This window comes from Streptomyces coelicoflavus (assembly GCF_003112555.1).
In the GTDB taxonomy this organism is placed as follows: Bacteria; Actinomycetota; Actinomycetes; order Streptomycetales; family Streptomycetaceae; genus Streptomyces; species Streptomyces coelicoflavus.
Window position 1 is genome coordinate 219,989 of sequence record NZ_BEWB01000005.1, and the last position, 15,064, is coordinate 235,052.

Annotated in this window: 10 protein-coding genes; 8 read left to right on the forward strand and 2 right to left on the reverse strand. The window is 73.0% G+C overall.

Annotated elements, in window-relative coordinates:
- Nucleotides 1-20: 20 nt before the first annotated feature.
- A complete protein-coding gene (locus Sco07f_RS12820) occupies nt 21-485 on the reverse strand; it encodes a MarR family winged helix-turn-helix transcriptional regulator (protein ID WP_007447012.1) in 465 nt (154 codons plus the stop codon).
- Nucleotides 486-633: 148 nt separating this feature from the next.
- Here Sco07f_RS12820 and Sco07f_RS12825 point away from each other — a divergent pair, with 148 nt between their 5' ends.
- Together Sco07f_RS12825 and mltG are read left to right on the forward strand one after the other, a co-directional pair.
- A complete protein-coding gene (locus Sco07f_RS12825; protein ID WP_108987906.1) occupies nt 634-2,436 on the forward strand; it encodes an ABC transporter ATP-binding protein in 1,803 nt (600 codons plus the stop codon).
- 223 nt (nt 2,437-2,659) lie between these two features.
- The gene (mltG, locus tag Sco07f_RS12830) at nt 2,660-3,415 is read left to right on the forward strand and encodes an endolytic transglycosylase MltG (RefSeq protein WP_108988097.1); all 756 of its coding nucleotides are present in this window, start codon (nt 2,660-2,662) and stop codon (nt 3,413-3,415) included.
- Between the two features lie 12 nt (nt 3,416-3,427).
- On the opposite strand, the gene Sco07f_RS12835 is transcribed toward mltG, so the two are convergent.
- The gene (locus tag Sco07f_RS12835; protein WP_108987907.1) at nt 3,428-4,507 is read right to left on the reverse strand and encodes an NAD(P)-binding domain-containing protein; all 1,080 of its coding nucleotides are present in this window, start codon (nt 4,505-4,507) and stop codon (nt 3,428-3,430) included.
- 55 nt (nt 4,508-4,562) lie between these two features.
- On the opposite strand from Sco07f_RS12835, the gene Sco07f_RS12840 reads away from it, so the two are divergent.
- From Sco07f_RS12840 to Sco07f_RS12865, 6 genes are all read left to right on the forward strand, one after another.
- Nucleotides 4,563-4,985 (forward strand): secondary thiamine-phosphate synthase enzyme YjbQ, encoded by a 423-nt coding sequence (locus Sco07f_RS12840; RefSeq protein WP_108987908.1) that lies wholly within the window; start codon nt 4,563-4,565, stop codon nt 4,983-4,985.
- A gap of 159 nt (nt 4,986-5,144) precedes the next feature.
- A complete protein-coding gene (locus Sco07f_RS12845) occupies nt 5,145-8,480 on the forward strand; it encodes a DUF4132 domain-containing protein (protein WP_108987909.1) in 3,336 nt (1,111 codons plus the stop codon).
- Nucleotides 8,481-8,488: 8 nt separating this feature from the next.
- The gene (locus Sco07f_RS12850) at nt 8,489-9,586 is read left to right on the forward strand and encodes an AAA family ATPase (RefSeq protein ID WP_108987910.1); all 1,098 of its coding nucleotides are present in this window, start codon (nt 8,489-8,491) and stop codon (nt 9,584-9,586) included.
- Nucleotides 9,583-11,916: a DUF5682 family protein gene (locus tag Sco07f_RS12855; protein ID WP_108987911.1), complete on the forward strand. Its 2,334-nt coding sequence runs from the start codon at nt 9,583-9,585 to the stop codon at nt 11,914-11,916. The genes Sco07f_RS12850 and Sco07f_RS12855 overlap by 4 nt, the downstream gene beginning before the upstream one ends.
- Nucleotides 11,913-13,073 carry a VWA domain-containing protein gene (locus Sco07f_RS12860; RefSeq protein ID WP_108987912.1) on the forward strand — a complete coding sequence of 387 codons (1,161 nt, stop codon included), beginning with the start codon at nt 11,913-11,915 and terminating at the stop codon, nt 13,071-13,073. Before Sco07f_RS12855 ends, Sco07f_RS12860 begins: the two co-directional genes overlap by 4 nt.
- Nucleotides 13,070-15,016, forward strand: a complete 1,947-nt coding sequence (locus Sco07f_RS12865) for a YehQ family protein (protein ID WP_108987913.1) — start codon at nt 13,070-13,072, stop codon at nt 15,014-15,016. The genes Sco07f_RS12860 and Sco07f_RS12865 overlap by 4 nt, the downstream gene beginning before the upstream one ends.
- The last annotated feature ends 48 nt before the right edge of the window (nt 15,017-15,064 follow it).

The following is a 15,064-nucleotide window of genomic DNA, read 5'->3' on the forward strand; positions in this document are numbered from 1 at the left end:
GGAGCAGCCTGATCCCACGTTCAGGCGGTGTGACGGTGGCCCCGGCCGTCGTCCGGCCCGTCGATCAGCGTGTCCAGCAGTCCGCCCAGCACCGCGCGCTGCCCGTCGCTCAGCGGGGCGAGGATCTCCTCGGCGGCGGACCGGCGTGCGGCGCGCAGTTCCCCGAGGGCCGCGCGCCCGTCGTCGGTGAGTTCGATCCGGATGACGCGGCGGTTGGCGGGATCCGGGACGCGACGTACCTTCCCGGCCGTCTCCAGCCCGTCGACCAGTGTCGTCACCGCCCGGGGTACGACCTCCAGGCGCTCGGCGAGGTCGGCCATGCGCGGCGGCGAGCCGTAGTGCGCCAGCGTGCGCAGCAGCCGGGACTGGGCCGGGGTGATGCCGAGGTCGCGGTGCTCGAGATGGCGCTTCTGGATGCGGTGCACCCGGCGGGTGAGCCGCAGCAACTGCTCGGCGAGCAGGCCGTCGGGATCTGGGGCGGTCATGCGGGAACAATATCAGGATGACGTTCATTGTGAGTATAGGTAACAATGACCTACGATCCATGAGATCCGCGCGTGCCCGCGGCAGTACCCGACGGTCTGCCGCCCGGAGGGCTTCGCGGACCTCCCGTCGCCCTCTCCGAAGGAGCACATGCACCCCGATCGCGAATCCGCCTGGACCGCACCCGCCGACGCGAAGGAACAGCCCCGGCAGGTGCGCCGCATCCTCAAGCTGTTCCGCCCCTATCGAGGCCGCCTCGCGGTCGTCGGCGCGCTGGTCGGCGCCGCATCCCTGGTGTCGGTCGCCACGCCCTTCCTGCTCAGGGAGATCCTCGACGTCGCGATCCCCGAGGGGCGCACGGGCCTGTTGAGCCTGCTCGCCCTGGGCATGATCTTCGGCGCCGTCCTCTCCAGCGTCTTCGGTGTACTGCAGACCCTGATCTCCACCACCGTGGGCCAGCGCGTCATGCACGACCTGCGCACCGCCGTCTACGGCCGGCTCCAGCGGATGTCCCTGGCCTTCTTCACCCGCACCCGTACCGGCGAGGTCCAGTCCCGCATCGCCAACGACATCGGCGGCATGCAGGCCACCGTCACCTCCACGGCCACCTCCCTGGTCTCCAACCTCACCGGCGTGGTCGCCACGATCGTCGCCATGGTCGTCCTCGACTGGCGCCTGACCGTCGTCTCACTGCTGCTCCTCCCGGTCTTCGTGTGGATCAGCCGCCGCGTCGGCAGGGAACGCAGGAAGATCACCACCCGGCGCCAGAAGCAGATGGCCGCGATGGCCGCCACGGTCACCGAGTCGCTCTCCGTCAGCGGCATCCTGCTCGGCCGCACCATGGGCCGCTCCGACTCGCTCACCCGCGCCTTCGCGGACGAGTCCGAGAGCCTGGTCGATCTGGAAGTGCGGTCGAACATGGCGGGCCGCTGGCGGATGGCCGTCATCACGATCGTCATGGCCGCCATGCCGGCCGTCATCTACTGGACCGCGGGCATCGCCCTGCAACTCGGCGGCCCCGACGTCTCCCTCGGCACGATCGTCGCCTTCGTCTCGCTCCAGCAGGGGCTGTTCCGCCCGACCGTGAGCCTGCTGTCGACCGGTGTGCAGATCCAGACCTCGCTCGCGCTCTTCCAGCGCATCTTCGAGTACCTCGACCTGCCGATCGACATCACCGAGCGGGAGGACCCCGTCCACCTGGATCACGTCAAGGGCGAGGTCCGCTTCGAGAACGTCGAGTTCGGCTACGGCGGCAAGGGCGGCCCGGTGCTCGACGGCATCCACATCACCGTCCCCGCGGGCAGCAGTCTCGCCGTCGTCGGCCCCACCGGCGCCGGCAAGTCCACGCTCGGCCACCTCGTGCCGCGGCTCTACGACGTGACGGGCGGCCGGGTCACCCTCGACGGAGTCGACGTGCGCGACCTCGACTTCGACACCCTCGCCCGCGCGGTCGGCATCGTCTCGCAGGAGACGTACCTCTTCCACGCCTCGGTCGCCGAGAACCTGCGCTTCGCCAAGCCGGACGCCACCGACGCGGAGCTGGAGGCGGCGGCGAGGGCCGCGCAGATCCACGACCACATCGCCGCCCTGCCCGACGGCTACGACACGGTGGTCGGCGAGCGCGGGCATCGGTTCTCCGGTGGGGAGAAGCAGCGCCTGGCCATCGCCCGCACCATCCTGCGCGACCCGCCCGTCCTGGTCCTGGACGAGGCGACCAGTGCCCTGGACACCCGTACCGAGGCCGCGGTGCAGGGTGCGATCGACGCCCTGTCCGCCAACCGCACCACGATCACCATCGCCCACCGTCTCTCCACCGTCCAGGGCGCCGACCGGATCGTGGTCCTCGACTCCGGGCGCCTGGACGAGCAGGGCACGCACGAGGCGTTGCTGGCGCAGGACGGGAAGTACGCCGCGCTGGTCCGCCGGGACACCCGACTGGAGCCGACAAGATGAAGATATGCCGGGTTTGCACGCATATGGGGGTTACCGTGCCCGCATGCAGATGAACACTCCACCACGGAGCGCGAGAAGCGCGAGGAGCGCCAGAGGCCCCAGAGGGGCTCTGAAAGGCGTCAGAGGTCTCCGCGGTCCCAGAAGCCCCCGGAGAGCGATCCGGCTGACGCGCCGGGGCCGTGCCGCCCTGATCGCGGTCGGCGCCGTAGTGGCCGCCACCGCGGTGGCGGTGCCGCTGCTGACGACGGACGACGAGGGCGAGTCCGCCCCCACGTCGCTGGTGGTCCCGGAGGGCTGGCGCGCGACCCAGGTCTACGGGGCCGTCGACAAGGTCCTGGCCCTGCCCGCGGGCACCACCAAGAAATCCCTGGCCAAAGTCAACCTCAAGCTGCCGAACGACGCCGAGGGCAACCCGGAGGGCTATCTCTTCCCCGCGACCTATCCGCTCGGCGAGAACCCCACCCCGGAGAAGCTGCTGACGGCCATGGTCGACAAGGCCAACAAGAGGTTCACCGGCGCTCCGGTCGCGGCGGGCGCCCAGCGCAACGCGCTGAACGTCTACCAGGCGGTCACCATCGCCAGCATCGTGCAGGCGGAGGCCGCCACCGAGGAGGACATGGCCAAGGTGGCCCGGGTGATCTTCAACCGGCTGGAACGCGGCATGCCGCTGCAGATGGACTCCACCATCAACTACGCCCTGGGCCGTTCCACCCTGAAGACCACCACCAAGGACACGAAGATCGACAGTCCTTACAACTCGTACCAGCGCATGGGGCTGCCGCCCACCCCCATCGCCAATCCGGGCGACGACGCGATGAGTGCCGCGATCAATCCGGCGCCCGGTGACTGGCTGTACTTCGTCACGGTCAAGCCCGGAGACACCCGCTTCACCGCCGATTACGCCGAACACCAGCGCAACGTGGCGGAGTTCAACCGCCTCCAGGAAAGCGCTTCGAAGAAGGCCGAGGCCGCCAAGTGACCGGTCGGGGCGTCACGCGGCGACCGGCTCCCCCTCGGCCAGCAGCCTCCTGATGTCCCGCACGGCCGCGCGCCCCGCCCGGTTGGCGCCGATGGTGCTGGCCGAGGGGCCGTAGCCGACGAGATGGATCCGCGGATCGGCGGCTACGCGCGTTCCCTCGATCCGGACACCGCCGCCCGCCTCCCGCAGCCGCAGCGGCCGCAGATGCTCGACGGCGGGGCGGAACCCGGTCGCCCACAGGATGACGTCCGCGGCCACCCGCCGCCCGTCACTCCACTCCACACCCTCGGGAGTGATCCGGTCGAACATGGGCTGCCGGTCCAGCACGCCCGACTCCAGCCCGGCCCGGATCGCGTCGTTCAGCGGCAGCCCGGTCACCGAGACGACGCTCTTCGGCGGCAGCCCCTGCCGCACCCGTTCCTCCACGAGCGCCACCGCCGCCCGGCCCGCCTCCTCGTCGAAGGGCCCCTCGCGGAAGACGGGGGGCCTCCTGGTCACCCAGGTGGTGGCCGCCGCGTACGGGGCGATCTCCAGCAGGTGCTGTGTCCCCGAGGCACCGCCGCCCACGACGACCACGCGCTGCCCGGCGAACTCCTCGGGTCCGGCGTACCGCGCGGTGTGCAACTGCCGCCCCCGAAAGGTCTCCTGTCCCGGATAGCGCGGCCAGAAAGGCCGGTCCCAGGTACCGGTCGCGTTGATCAGCGCACGCGTCGACCAGGACCCGGCCGACGTCTCGACGAGCAGCCGCCCGTCCGTCCCCTCGCGCACGGCGCGCACGTCGACCGGCCGCAGTACCCGCAGGTCGAAGGTCCGCTCGTAGTCCGCGAAGTACCCGCCGACCACCTCGGCGGACGGCCGCTCCGGATCCGCCCCGGTCAGCTCCATGCCCGGCAGGGCGTGCATCCCGTGCACCTTGCCGTAGGTCAGCGACGGCCAGCGGAACTGCCAGGCGCCGCCGGGACCGGGGGAGTGGTCGAGCACCACGAAGTCGCGCTCCGGCTCGAACCCCGTGCGCCGCAGGTGATAGGCGGCGGCGAGCCCGGCCTGACCGGCACCGACGACGACGACCTCGACCTCGCGTGTGTTGTTCACGCTTCTACCAACGGTGCCGGAGGCCCCGATCTTCCCCTGGTGTCAGGATGGGGTCATGCCAGATGCCTTCACCACCCGAATCCTCAACCTCGCCACCGGCTCGGCGGAGCGGGTCGCCGACATCACCGGCGACTGCGAGTCCTTCCTGCGCGAGACGGCGTCCGGCCGCGACGGCCTCCTCAACGTCTTCGTCCCGCACGCCACCGCCGGAATCGCGATCATCGAGACGGGCGCCGGCAGCGACGACGACCTGCTGGCCGCCCTGCACACCCTGCTCCCGGCCGACGACCGCTGGCAGCACCGCCACGGCAGCCCCGGACACGGCCGTGACCACGTCCTGCCCGCCTTCGTCCCGCCCCACGCGACGCTGCCGGTGATCGGCGGCCGCCTGGAACTGGGGACCTGGCAGTCGGTGTGCCTGGTGGACACGAACGTCTCGAATCACGACCGCCAGGTGCGGTTGAGCTTCCTCGGATAGGGCGCCGACGCGGTGCGGGACCGCGGAGGGCAAGTCCGGCCGCACCAACTGCCCCCGGAGTGCGTGCACGGGCCCGACCGTTGTCAGTGCCGAGGTCTAACGTGATCGGCAACTGCTCATGAGGTCCCCGTGCAACGGGTGACGGGGAGGAACAGCGCCATGCACCAGGAAATCGCCGACGAGGACCGGTTCGAGATGCCCGCCGCCTGGCTGCGGGCCCTGCCCGCGCCCCGGGCAGCCGCGAAGCCGGCCGAGGACGCGGTGGAGAAGGCCGCTCGCCGCTATGCGCAGGAGGCGGCCTGGTTCGAGGAGATGTTCTCCTCCTCCGGCAGCGACCCGGAGCTGGTGAAGGAGGGCCGGGCCCACCGGGAGGGCCGGCCCTCTCCGCTCGGAGCCGCCGTGGAGATCGCCGTCGGCTGGCACTACACGATGGTGGACGTGCTCGTCGACGCCTGCGTGACCGAACACGGCCTGCCGTTCGCCGCCTGTGCCGTCGTGGAGCTGGGAGGTGTCAACCCCCATTACAAGCAGGCAGGTTCCCGACGGTACGACGCGGCGCTGCGGAGGGTGACCGATTACCAGACCTACTATGTGTGGGAGCCCGCCGCCCGTGTCCGGGAGCTGCTCGCGGCGGTCGACGAGGAGACCCGACGGCGGACCGTCGAGGCCCTCGCCGGCCTCCGGGACAGCGTCGAGCGCCGCAGCGTGATCTCCTACCTGGTACCCGATGAGCATGCCTGGGTCGACGAGTGCTGCGACGGCCCGATACCGGACGACTCCGCCCTGTGGCGCATGCTCCTTCTCTCCCTGTACCGGCCGGAGCAGATCGCCCTCATCCGCGAAGGAGCAGGACTCGGCTGGAACGGCTGGAAACTCCCGCTGCTCGCCACCCTCGCGAACCGGCTCGGTCCCGCCGTCGGGTCCCTGCTGGAGGACGCGTTCGACGGTGCCTACGGGTCCGACGGCCACCGGGACGTCGCGGGCTGGGCCGCCGAACTGCCCACCGACGACGCCTTCCGCCTGCTGCTGAAGAAGGGCGGCGACCGCAATGTCCGCGCCGCCCTGCTCGACGCCATGAACCGCTACCCGCGGCGCGCCCTGCGGCTGCTCTCCGCCGCCGCGGCGGGCGACGGCGAACAGGCGTCCCTCGCCCGGATGCTGCTGCCGCTGCACGTGGTGACCCACGCGGAGCTCACGAAGGAGATGTTGCCCGCCCTGCCCGAAGCGTCCGCAGCCGTCGTCGCACCGCTGCTGAAGCGGGGCGAACGGGACGCCGAAGCGCCTGCGGAAGCGCTCCCCGCCCTGCTGGTCGCCCCGCCGTGGACCCGGAAGCGCACCAGGCGCAAGGCACGCGTGGCCCGCGACGTCCCCGGGGCGCCGCAGGCCGAGGTGGCCTGGAAGCCCGGGGAGCAGGAGGCCTGGGCGGCCACCGTCGTCGCCGAAACCCCCTGGTGGCGCGAGCACGACTGGTCCCGCGAGATCCAGCAGATGCAGCAGGGGACATGGCGGGGCAACATCCACGCCGCCCGCCTCTTCGTCACCGGCCCCGAGGACGTCGTACGCCCACTGCTCGACGCCTTCGCCCCCGAGCACGTCTGGGACACCGAGAGCCACCTCAGGCCCGTCGCCGCCCGCCACGGCCTGTACGCCCTGCCGATGCTGAGCCGGCTCGCCGCCCGGTACCCGGCCACCGCCGGCGGCCTGCTGCTGCCCTACCGCAGCGTCGAGGTGGCCCGGCAGATGGCCGAGTGGCTGGTGCGCCGCCAGTCGCTGAGGCCCACGGTTCTCGCCTGGCTCCGCCGCCACGGCCGGGCCGCGGCCGTCCACCTGGTTCCCGACGCCGTCGGCCCGGCGGGCACGCTCCGCAACCACGCCGAACACGCCCTGCGGCAACTCGCCGCAGAGGTGGGCGCCGAGGCCGTGCGGGAAACGGCGGCCGGCTGCGGCGCCGAGGCCGAGGAGATCGTCGCCGACCTCCTCGCCGGCGATCCGCTGGAGGCCGCCCTCCCGGCGAGGATGCCGACCCCCTGCACCTGGGCCGACCCCGCCCTGTTCCCGCAGATCCGGCTCACCGGCGGCCGCGGCGCCCTGCCCGCCGACGCCGTCCGCCACATGACGGCCATGCTGCAGATCTCCAAGCCCGGTGACGTCTACCCAGGCCTCGCCGTCGTCACCGAGCAGTGCGACGCCGGCTCCCTCGCCGAGTTCGCTTGGTCCCTCTTCGAGACGTGGCGGTTCCACGGCATGCCGGCCAAGGACAGCTGGGCCCTCCACGCCCTCGGCCTCCTCGGCGACGACGAGACCGTCCGCCGTCTCACCCCCCTCGTGCGTGCCTGGCCCGGTGAGAACGCCCACCACCGGGCCGTCGAGGGCCTCACCGTCCTCGCTGAGATCGGCACCGACACCGCCCTGCGCCATCTGCACGGCATCTCCCAGCGGGTGCCGTTCAAGGCCCTCAAGAAGCGAGCCCGGGAGAAGATCGACGAGGTCGCCGAAAACGTCGGCCTCACCACCGACCAGCTCGCCGACCGGCTGGTCCCCGATCTTGGCCTCGCCGACGACGGCAGCACCGTCATCGACTACGGCCCGCGCCGCTTCACCGTCACCTTCGACGAGCAGCTCCGCCCCTGTGTCCGCGACGAGACCGGCAAGCTCCGCAAGGCCCTGCCGGCCCCGGGCGTCAAGGACGACCCGGAACTCGCCCCCGCCGAGCGCAAGCGGTTCGCCGCCCTCAAGAAGGAGGTCCGAACCATTGCCTCCGACCAACTGCGCCGCCTGGAGGCCGCCATGGTCACCGGCCGCTCCTGGACCGCCGCCGAGTTCCGCGAACTGCTCGTCGAGCACCCCCTTCTGCGCCACTTGGTGCGCCGCCTGGTCTGGCTCGGCGGCAGCGACGGCGAAGGCGGCAGTGACGGCGATGGCGACGGCGACGGCAGGGTGACCGCGTTCCGTGTCGCCGAGGACCTCACCCTCGCGGACGTCCACGACGACGCATGGACTCTCCCCGCCGACGCCACCGTGCGCCTCGCCCACCCCCTCCATCTGGGAGACGAACTCGGGGCCTGGGCCGACCTCTTCGCCGACTACGAGATCCTCCAGCCCTTCCCGCAGCTCGGCCGCCCCGTGCACACCTTCACCGACGAGGAGGCCAACGGGCACCGGCTGACCCGCTTCGAGGGCGTCACCGTCCCCGTCGGCAAACTCCTCGGCCTCACCAAGCGCGGCTGGGAACGCGGCACGCCCGAGGACAACGGCGTGGAACGCTGGGTCTCCCGCCCGATCACCCGCGACCGCCACCTCGTCATCGCCCTCGACGGGGGCATCGCCGTCGGCATGGTCGCGGAGTTCCCCGACCAGACCCTCGAGACCATCTGGATCGACACCGCCCCCGGCGACTACTGGCGCAGCCACACCTACCCGCACCGCCTCGGCGACATCGACCCCGTCGTCGCCTCCGAGATCCTCGCCGACCTGACCGACGTCACCGCCAAGTGAGCCCCGCCATGACCACAGTGAGCGACCCGCACCCGCCCCGCCTGCAGCGCCCGCCCGCGGAAGTGCGCCACGCCGACGAACTCGCCGGGCTGCGTGCCGGGGACACCGGCCCGCGGCCGCCCGGCTGGCAGCTCAGCCTCCGTGCCGCCCTCCGCTTCGTGGTCGGAGACCCCGACGCCGGCATCAGCCGCAAGTTCGTCGGCAGCCCCTCGCTCGTCGAACGGGCCCTGGTGACCCTGGCCACCAACCGGGGTCTGATGCTCGTCGGCGAACCCGGCACGGCCAAGTCGCTGCTTTCCGAGCTCATCGCGGCAGCGGTCAGCGGCACCTCCACGCTCACCGTGCAGGGCGGCGCGGCCACCACCGAGGACCAGATCAAGTACTCCTGGAACTATGCCCTGCTGGTCTCCGAAGGCCCCTCCCGCCGCTCCCTGGTGCCCGCCCCCATGCTCCGCGGCATGGCCGAGGGACGCATCGTCCGCTTCGAGGAGATCACCCGCTGCCCCCTCGAGGTCCAGGACTGCCTGCTCTCCCTGCTCTCCGAACGCGTCGTCGCCGTCCCCGAACTCGACGGCGACGACGGCATGGTCTTCGCCCGCCAGGGCTTCAACGTCATCGCCACCGCCAACACCCGCGACCGCGGCGTCAATGAGATGAGCGCCGCGCTCAAACGCCGTTTCAACTTCGAGACTGTCTTCCCGATACCCGACCTCGACACCGAACTCGCCCTCGTCGAAGCCGAGTCCACCGCCCTGCTCCGCGAGTCCGGAGTCGAGCGGGCACCCGACCCCGACGTCCTCGAGGTACTGGTCGGTACCTTCCGCGAACTGCGCGGCGCACCCGGCCAGAGCGACCGGCCCTCCGCAGTGATGAGTACCGCCGAAGCCGTCTCCACGGCCCACGCCGTCGGCCTGCGCGGCTGGTTCCTGCGCGGCGAGGCGGGCAACGCCGCCGACATCGTCTCCTGTCTCGCCGGCACCGCCGCCAAGGACAGCCCCGAGGACCTCGCCCGCCTGCGCCGCTTCCTCGAACAGCAGGCCCGCCTGCGCCGGGGCGCCCAGTGGCAGGCCCTCCACGAGGCCCGGCACCTGCTGGACCAACGGTGAGCGACGCCGGCGTCACCTTCCTGGGGGTGCGCCACCACTCACCGGCCTGCGCCGGCCTGGTCCGCCGCACGATCCGCGCACATCGCCCGGCATACGTCCTGGTCGAAGGCCCCGCCGACATGAACGACCGGATCGGCGAACTGCTCCTCGGACACGAACTGCCCATCGCCGTCTTCAGTCACCACCGCGGCACCGAAAGGGTCTCCACCTCCTGGGCCCCGCTGTGCGCGTACTCCCCGGAATGGGTGGCACTCACCGAGGGCCGTGCCGCGGGCGCCGAGGTCCGGTTCATCGACCTGCCCGCCTGGCACCACGCCTTCACCGACCGCCCCGACGGCGCGGCCAACCGCTACGCCGACGCCGAGGCCCGCTACAGCCGCGCCACCGAACGGCTCCGCGCCCGCTACCGGGTCGACACCGTGGACGCCCTGTGGGACCGCCTCTTCGAGATCGCCGATCCGGACGGCCTGCGGGACCGCCTGGACGCCTACTTCGCCCTGGTGCGCGGCGACACCGAGGCCGACGACGGGGACCGCGCCCGGGAGCAGTACATGGCCTCCTGGGTCCGCGCCGCGGTCGCACACGCCGGCAACCGGCCGGTCCTGGTGGTGACCGGTGGCTTCCACCAGCCCGCCCTGCGCGCCCTCACCACCGCCCCCGGCACGACTCCGGGGGCGGAACCCGCCGCATGGCCCCCGGTGCCCGCCCCGCCCGACGGGGCCGTGGGCGGCAGCTTCCTGGTGCCCTACTCCTTCCGCCAGATGGACGCCTTCGCCGGCTACCAGTCCGGCATGCCGTCCCCCGGCTACTACCAGCGCCTGTGGGACGAAGGCCCCGAAGCGGCCGCGAGAACCCTCCGTCGCACCGTCGTGGAACGGCTCCGCGCCCGCCACCTCCCCGCCTCCACCGCCGCCCTGATCTCCGCCCACACCCTCACCGAAGGCCTCGCCGCCCTCCGCGGACACCCCCACCCCGCCCGTGTCGACGTCCTGGACGGCCTCGCCGCCGCACTGATCACCGACGACCTCGACCAGCCGCTCCCCTGGAACACCGACGGCCCGCTGAGGCCCGGCGCCCACCCCGCCGTCGTCGAAACGGTCGCCGCCTGCACCGGCGAGCGCACCGGCCGCCTCCACCCCGACACCCCGCTGCCACCCCTGGTCCACCACGTGACCGCCGACGAGATCCGCCTCGGCCTCGACGGCGACCGCACTCTCGACCTCGACCTCACCAACCCCCGAGGGCTCGAACGCAGCCGCTTCCTCCACCAGCTGCGCATCCTCGGCATCCCCGGCCACACCCGCGTCACCGGTCCCGACCACGGAGCCGACCCCCGCGACCACGAAACCTGGGAACCCCGCCCCCGCACCGGCCGCGACGCCGCACTGACCGAGGCCGGCGCCTACGGAGCCCGCCCCGACGAGGCCGCCGCAGCCCTCCTCACCCGCCGCCTCCGCGACACCGGTACGGCCGCCGACGCCGGGACCACCGCCGCCCTCCTGTTCGACGCCGTCCTCTGCGGAGCCGGAACCCTCTCCCGCGACCTCCTGGACGGCCTCGCCCACCGGATCCGTACCACCGCCGACCCAGGCCCCCTCGGGCGGGCCCTCGCCGTGGTCCTGGGACTCTGGCGCCACGACCGCGTCTTCGGCACCGCCCGTGAACCGCTGCTCGGCACCGTCCTCGACCACGCCGTCGACCGGCTCTTCCACCTCGTAGAGGGCCTCCACGGCGGCCCGCCCGGCGTCGACGTCCCCCGCCTGCGCGCCCTGACCGCCGCCCGCGACGCCCTCCTCCACGCCGCGCCCGCCCTTGCTCTCACCCCGGAGACCGCCGCCGCGACCGCCGCCCGCATCGCCCGCGACCGGCACGCCCCCGCCGACCTGCGCGGCGCCGCCCTCGGCCTGCGCCGCGCCCTCGGAGCTCCGGCCGAACCCGCCGGGGAGGCCGAAGCGTTCGCCGCCGCGGCCGACCCCGCCGTCCTCGGCGACTGGCTGGCCGGCCTGCTCACCCTCGCCCGCGAAGAAGTCCTGCGGCCCGCCCCGAAGGGCGAACAGTCCCTGCTCGACACCCTGGACGGCGTCGTCACCACCATGACCGACGACGTCTTCCTCCACGCCCTGCCCGCCCTGCGCCAGGCCTTCGCCTTCTTCCCGCCCCGCGAACGCGAACGCGTCGCGCACCTCCTCCTCGACCGCCGGAACCTGCACGGCTCCGCCCGCACCTTGCTGCGCACCAGCGCCGACCCGCTGCTCCTCGCCCGTGCCGCGGCCCTCGAGGAACACACCGACCTGCTGCTCGACCGGCACGCCCTCGGAGCACCCCGATGAACCCCGACGACCCCCGTGCGGGACTGGAACGCTGGCGGCTGATCCTCGGCGCCCCCGCCGAACGCCGCACCGGCGGCCTCGACGGCCCGGACGCCGCCCGCGACACCGCCCTCCAGTGGCTCTACGGCCGGGACGACGACCTCGCCCGCCGTGGCGAACGCCGCGGCACCGCCGACGGCCGGGAGGGTGGCGACGGCCCCTCCACGCTCGCCGTCGTCGACTGGCTCGACGACATCCACCGCCTCTTCCCCCGGGAGACGGTCGAACGCCTCGAACGCGACGCCGTGGAGACCTACGGCATCGACGAGATCGTCACCGATTCCGACGTCTTGCTCCGCGTGGAACCCAGCACCAGCCTGCTGCGGGCCGTGCTCCGCACCAAGCACCTGATGAACCCGCAGGTTCTGGCCGCCGCCCGGCGCATCGTCGATGCCGTGGTGCGCGACCTGACCGAGCGGCTGAGGCCGGAGATCCGGCGCGCCCTCACCGGAGCCCGCTCCCGCCGCCCCAGCCGAACCCCCCTGGCCCGGAACTTCGACTTCAGGGCCACGATCCGCGCCAACCTCGCCCACTACCGGCCCGAGGACCGCCGCATCCTCATCGAGCAGCCCCACTTCCACTCCCGCACCCGCCGCCACCTCGAGCAGTGGCAGCTGGTCCTCCTCGTCGACCAGTCCGGCTCCATGGCCGGATCCGTGATCCACTCCGCCGTCACCGCTGCCTGCCTCTGGGGCCTGCCCGGACTACGCACCCACCTGGTCGCTTTCGACACACAGGTCGTCGACCTCACCTCCGACGTCACCGACCCCGTCGAACTCCTGATGAAGGTCCAGCTCGGCGGTGGCACCGACATCGCCCGCGCCGTCGACTACTGCGCCGGCCTCGTCGACAACCCGCGCCGCACCATCGTCGCCCTGATCACCGACTTCTACGAGGGCGGCGACGCCCACCGCCTCACCCGCACCGTCCGCGACCTGACCGGACAGGGCGTCACCGTCCTCGGCCTCGCCGCCCTCGACGAGGAGGCCGCCCCCGCCTACGACCGCGACCTGGCCGGCCGCCTCGCCGAGGCCGGCGCACACATCGGCGCCATGACCCCCGGCCACCTCGCCGAATTCGTCGCCGAGACAATGGCCCACGGAGGACGAACGGCGTGACCCGCACCGACCTGATCGCCCTCACCCCCGACACCCTCGCCGCTCTCGCCAACCGCGGCCTGGTCAAACGCGCCGCCAAGGACCTCGACGCCGGAGCGGGCCCCGACCTGGACGTCACCGACGACCACACCGTGCACGGCCGCTTTCCCGACGGCACCGAAACCCGGCTGCCCCCCGGCGCCACCCTCCAGGACGCCCGCTGCAGCTGCGGGGCCCACGGAGTCTGCCGTCACCGCATCGGCCTCGTCCTCGCCTACCAGCGCACCGCGACCGCACCGGACACCCCGGCACCCTTCACCGACTGGTCCCCCGGAAGCATCGACGACACGGCCCTCGCCGAGGCCTTCGGCCGTCCCGCCCTCACCGCGGCACGCCGCACCCGCGACCGCGGCTACCGGGCCGTCCTCCACCGCCCCACCCCGGCCGACCCCGTTCCCACCGTCGAACTCCCCGCCTGCACCGTCCGCTTCCCCGTGCCCCACCGCCCCGGCTTCGCCGTCACCGACGCCGCCGAGCCGCTGCGCGGCGCGACGGTCGTACTCGCCGTCTGGGCCTTCCGCGCCGCCGACACCGAGGGCAGCGACCGAGTCACCGTCGGAGGAAGGGATACAACCCCGGACCACGGCGACGGCGCCCACCGCGCAGCCATGGACCTCGTCGACGAACTCCTCGTCGAAGGCGTACCCCAGGCCGGCCCCGTCCTGGACGGAACCCTCCGCCGTGCCGGCGCCGCCCTCACGGCCGCCGGCCGCCACTGGCCCGCCGCGGCCCTCGAGGGGATACGCCACCAGCTCGCCGAGCACGCCGTCCGCGGCGCCCGCCACGACCGCGAGACCCACGCCCTGCTCCTCGCCGAACTGCACGCCCGTCACCGCGCCGCCCCCACCGACCCCGCAGTCGTCCTGGGCACTGCCGAGACGGCCCGCACCGCCTTGCGCCGAGTTCGTCTCGTCGCCCTCGGCTGCCACGTCGACGGCACCGCCCGCGACCGCACCGCCGATGTCTTCTTCGCCCACCCCGACGCCGGTGTCGTCCTCGTTCTGCACAAACGCTGGGAGCTGCCCGACGGGCAGGCGCCCACCGGTCACGACCTCGGCTCCCGCAGGATCCTCGGTACGAACCTGCGCACCCTCGCCGCCGCCAACGTGGTCAGCGAGGCCACCTCCCGCACGGCCGGCCGCGCGGTGGAGATCTCCCGCGGCCGGATCGCCACCACCTCCGTCACCCCCGTCGGCACCGCCTGGGACGACCTGCCGCCCGGGCTGCTGGTCACCGACCTCGCCGCACAGTTCCCCGCCCCCGGTAGCCTCCCTCCCCGCCTCGTCCGCCCTCGGGTGGAGGCCGAGTCCATGCGTGTCCTCGCCGTCGCGGAGGCCGGACCCGTGCGGTACGACCCGGCCGCACAGCGCCTCGAAGCGGTTCTTCACGACCCGGCCGGCAACGAGGTCCTGCTGAGCAGCGCGCACAACCCCCACTGCCCCGGCACCCTGGACGCCCTGGCCGGCGTCCTCGCCTCCGGCACCGCCGACCGGATCAGCGGTACCCTCCGCCACGACCGGGGCAGGGTCCTCCTCGCCCCTCTCGCCGTCCGCACCTCCCACGGAGTCCTCGTCCCCGACCTCGCCCCCGGCGACGGCGACACGGCCCTCCCCGTCGCCCCGCATGCCCCGGACGACCCCCTCACCACCGCCCTGGAACAGGCCCTCGCCGCCCTCGCCGATGCTGCCCACCACGGCCTGAAGAACCTGGCCGCCACCGACCACGACACGCTCGAATCGGCAGCCGCCCGCCTGCACCGAACCGGCTTCCACACCACCGCGGACAAGGTCTCCGCCGTGACAACCACCCTCCGCACCCACGGCGCGGGCCCCGCCACGTCCCACTGGCACACTGCCGTCATCCGCCTCGCCACGACCCTGGAACTCCACCGGGCCGGCGCGTAGAACGGATCCGACCGCGTGGGTCGTTCGAGCCCCCGGCCGGCCGTTGAG

Excerpts from the sequence above, each read along its gene's own strand:
- Sco07f_RS12820 (WP_007447012.1), bottom strand. The coding sequence starts at position 485 with ATGACCGCCCCAGATCCCGACGGCCTGCTCGCCGAGCAGTTGCTGCGG.
- Sco07f_RS12825 (WP_108987906.1), top strand. The coding sequence starts at position 634 with ATGCACCCCGATCGCGAATCCGCCTGGACCGCACCCGCCGACGCGAAG.
- Sco07f_RS12840 (WP_108987908.1), top strand. The coding sequence starts at position 4,563 with ATGCCAGATGCCTTCACCACCCGAATCCTCAACCTCGCCACCGGCTCG.
- Sco07f_RS12845 (WP_108987909.1), top strand. The coding sequence starts at position 5,145 with ATGCACCAGGAAATCGCCGACGAGGACCGGTTCGAGATGCCCGCCGCC.
- Sco07f_RS12850 (WP_108987910.1), top strand. The coding sequence starts at position 8,489 with ATGACCACAGTGAGCGACCCGCACCCGCCCCGCCTGCAGCGCCCGCCC.
- Sco07f_RS12860 (WP_108987912.1), top strand. The coding sequence starts at position 11,913 with ATGAACCCCGACGACCCCCGTGCGGGACTGGAACGCTGGCGGCTGATC.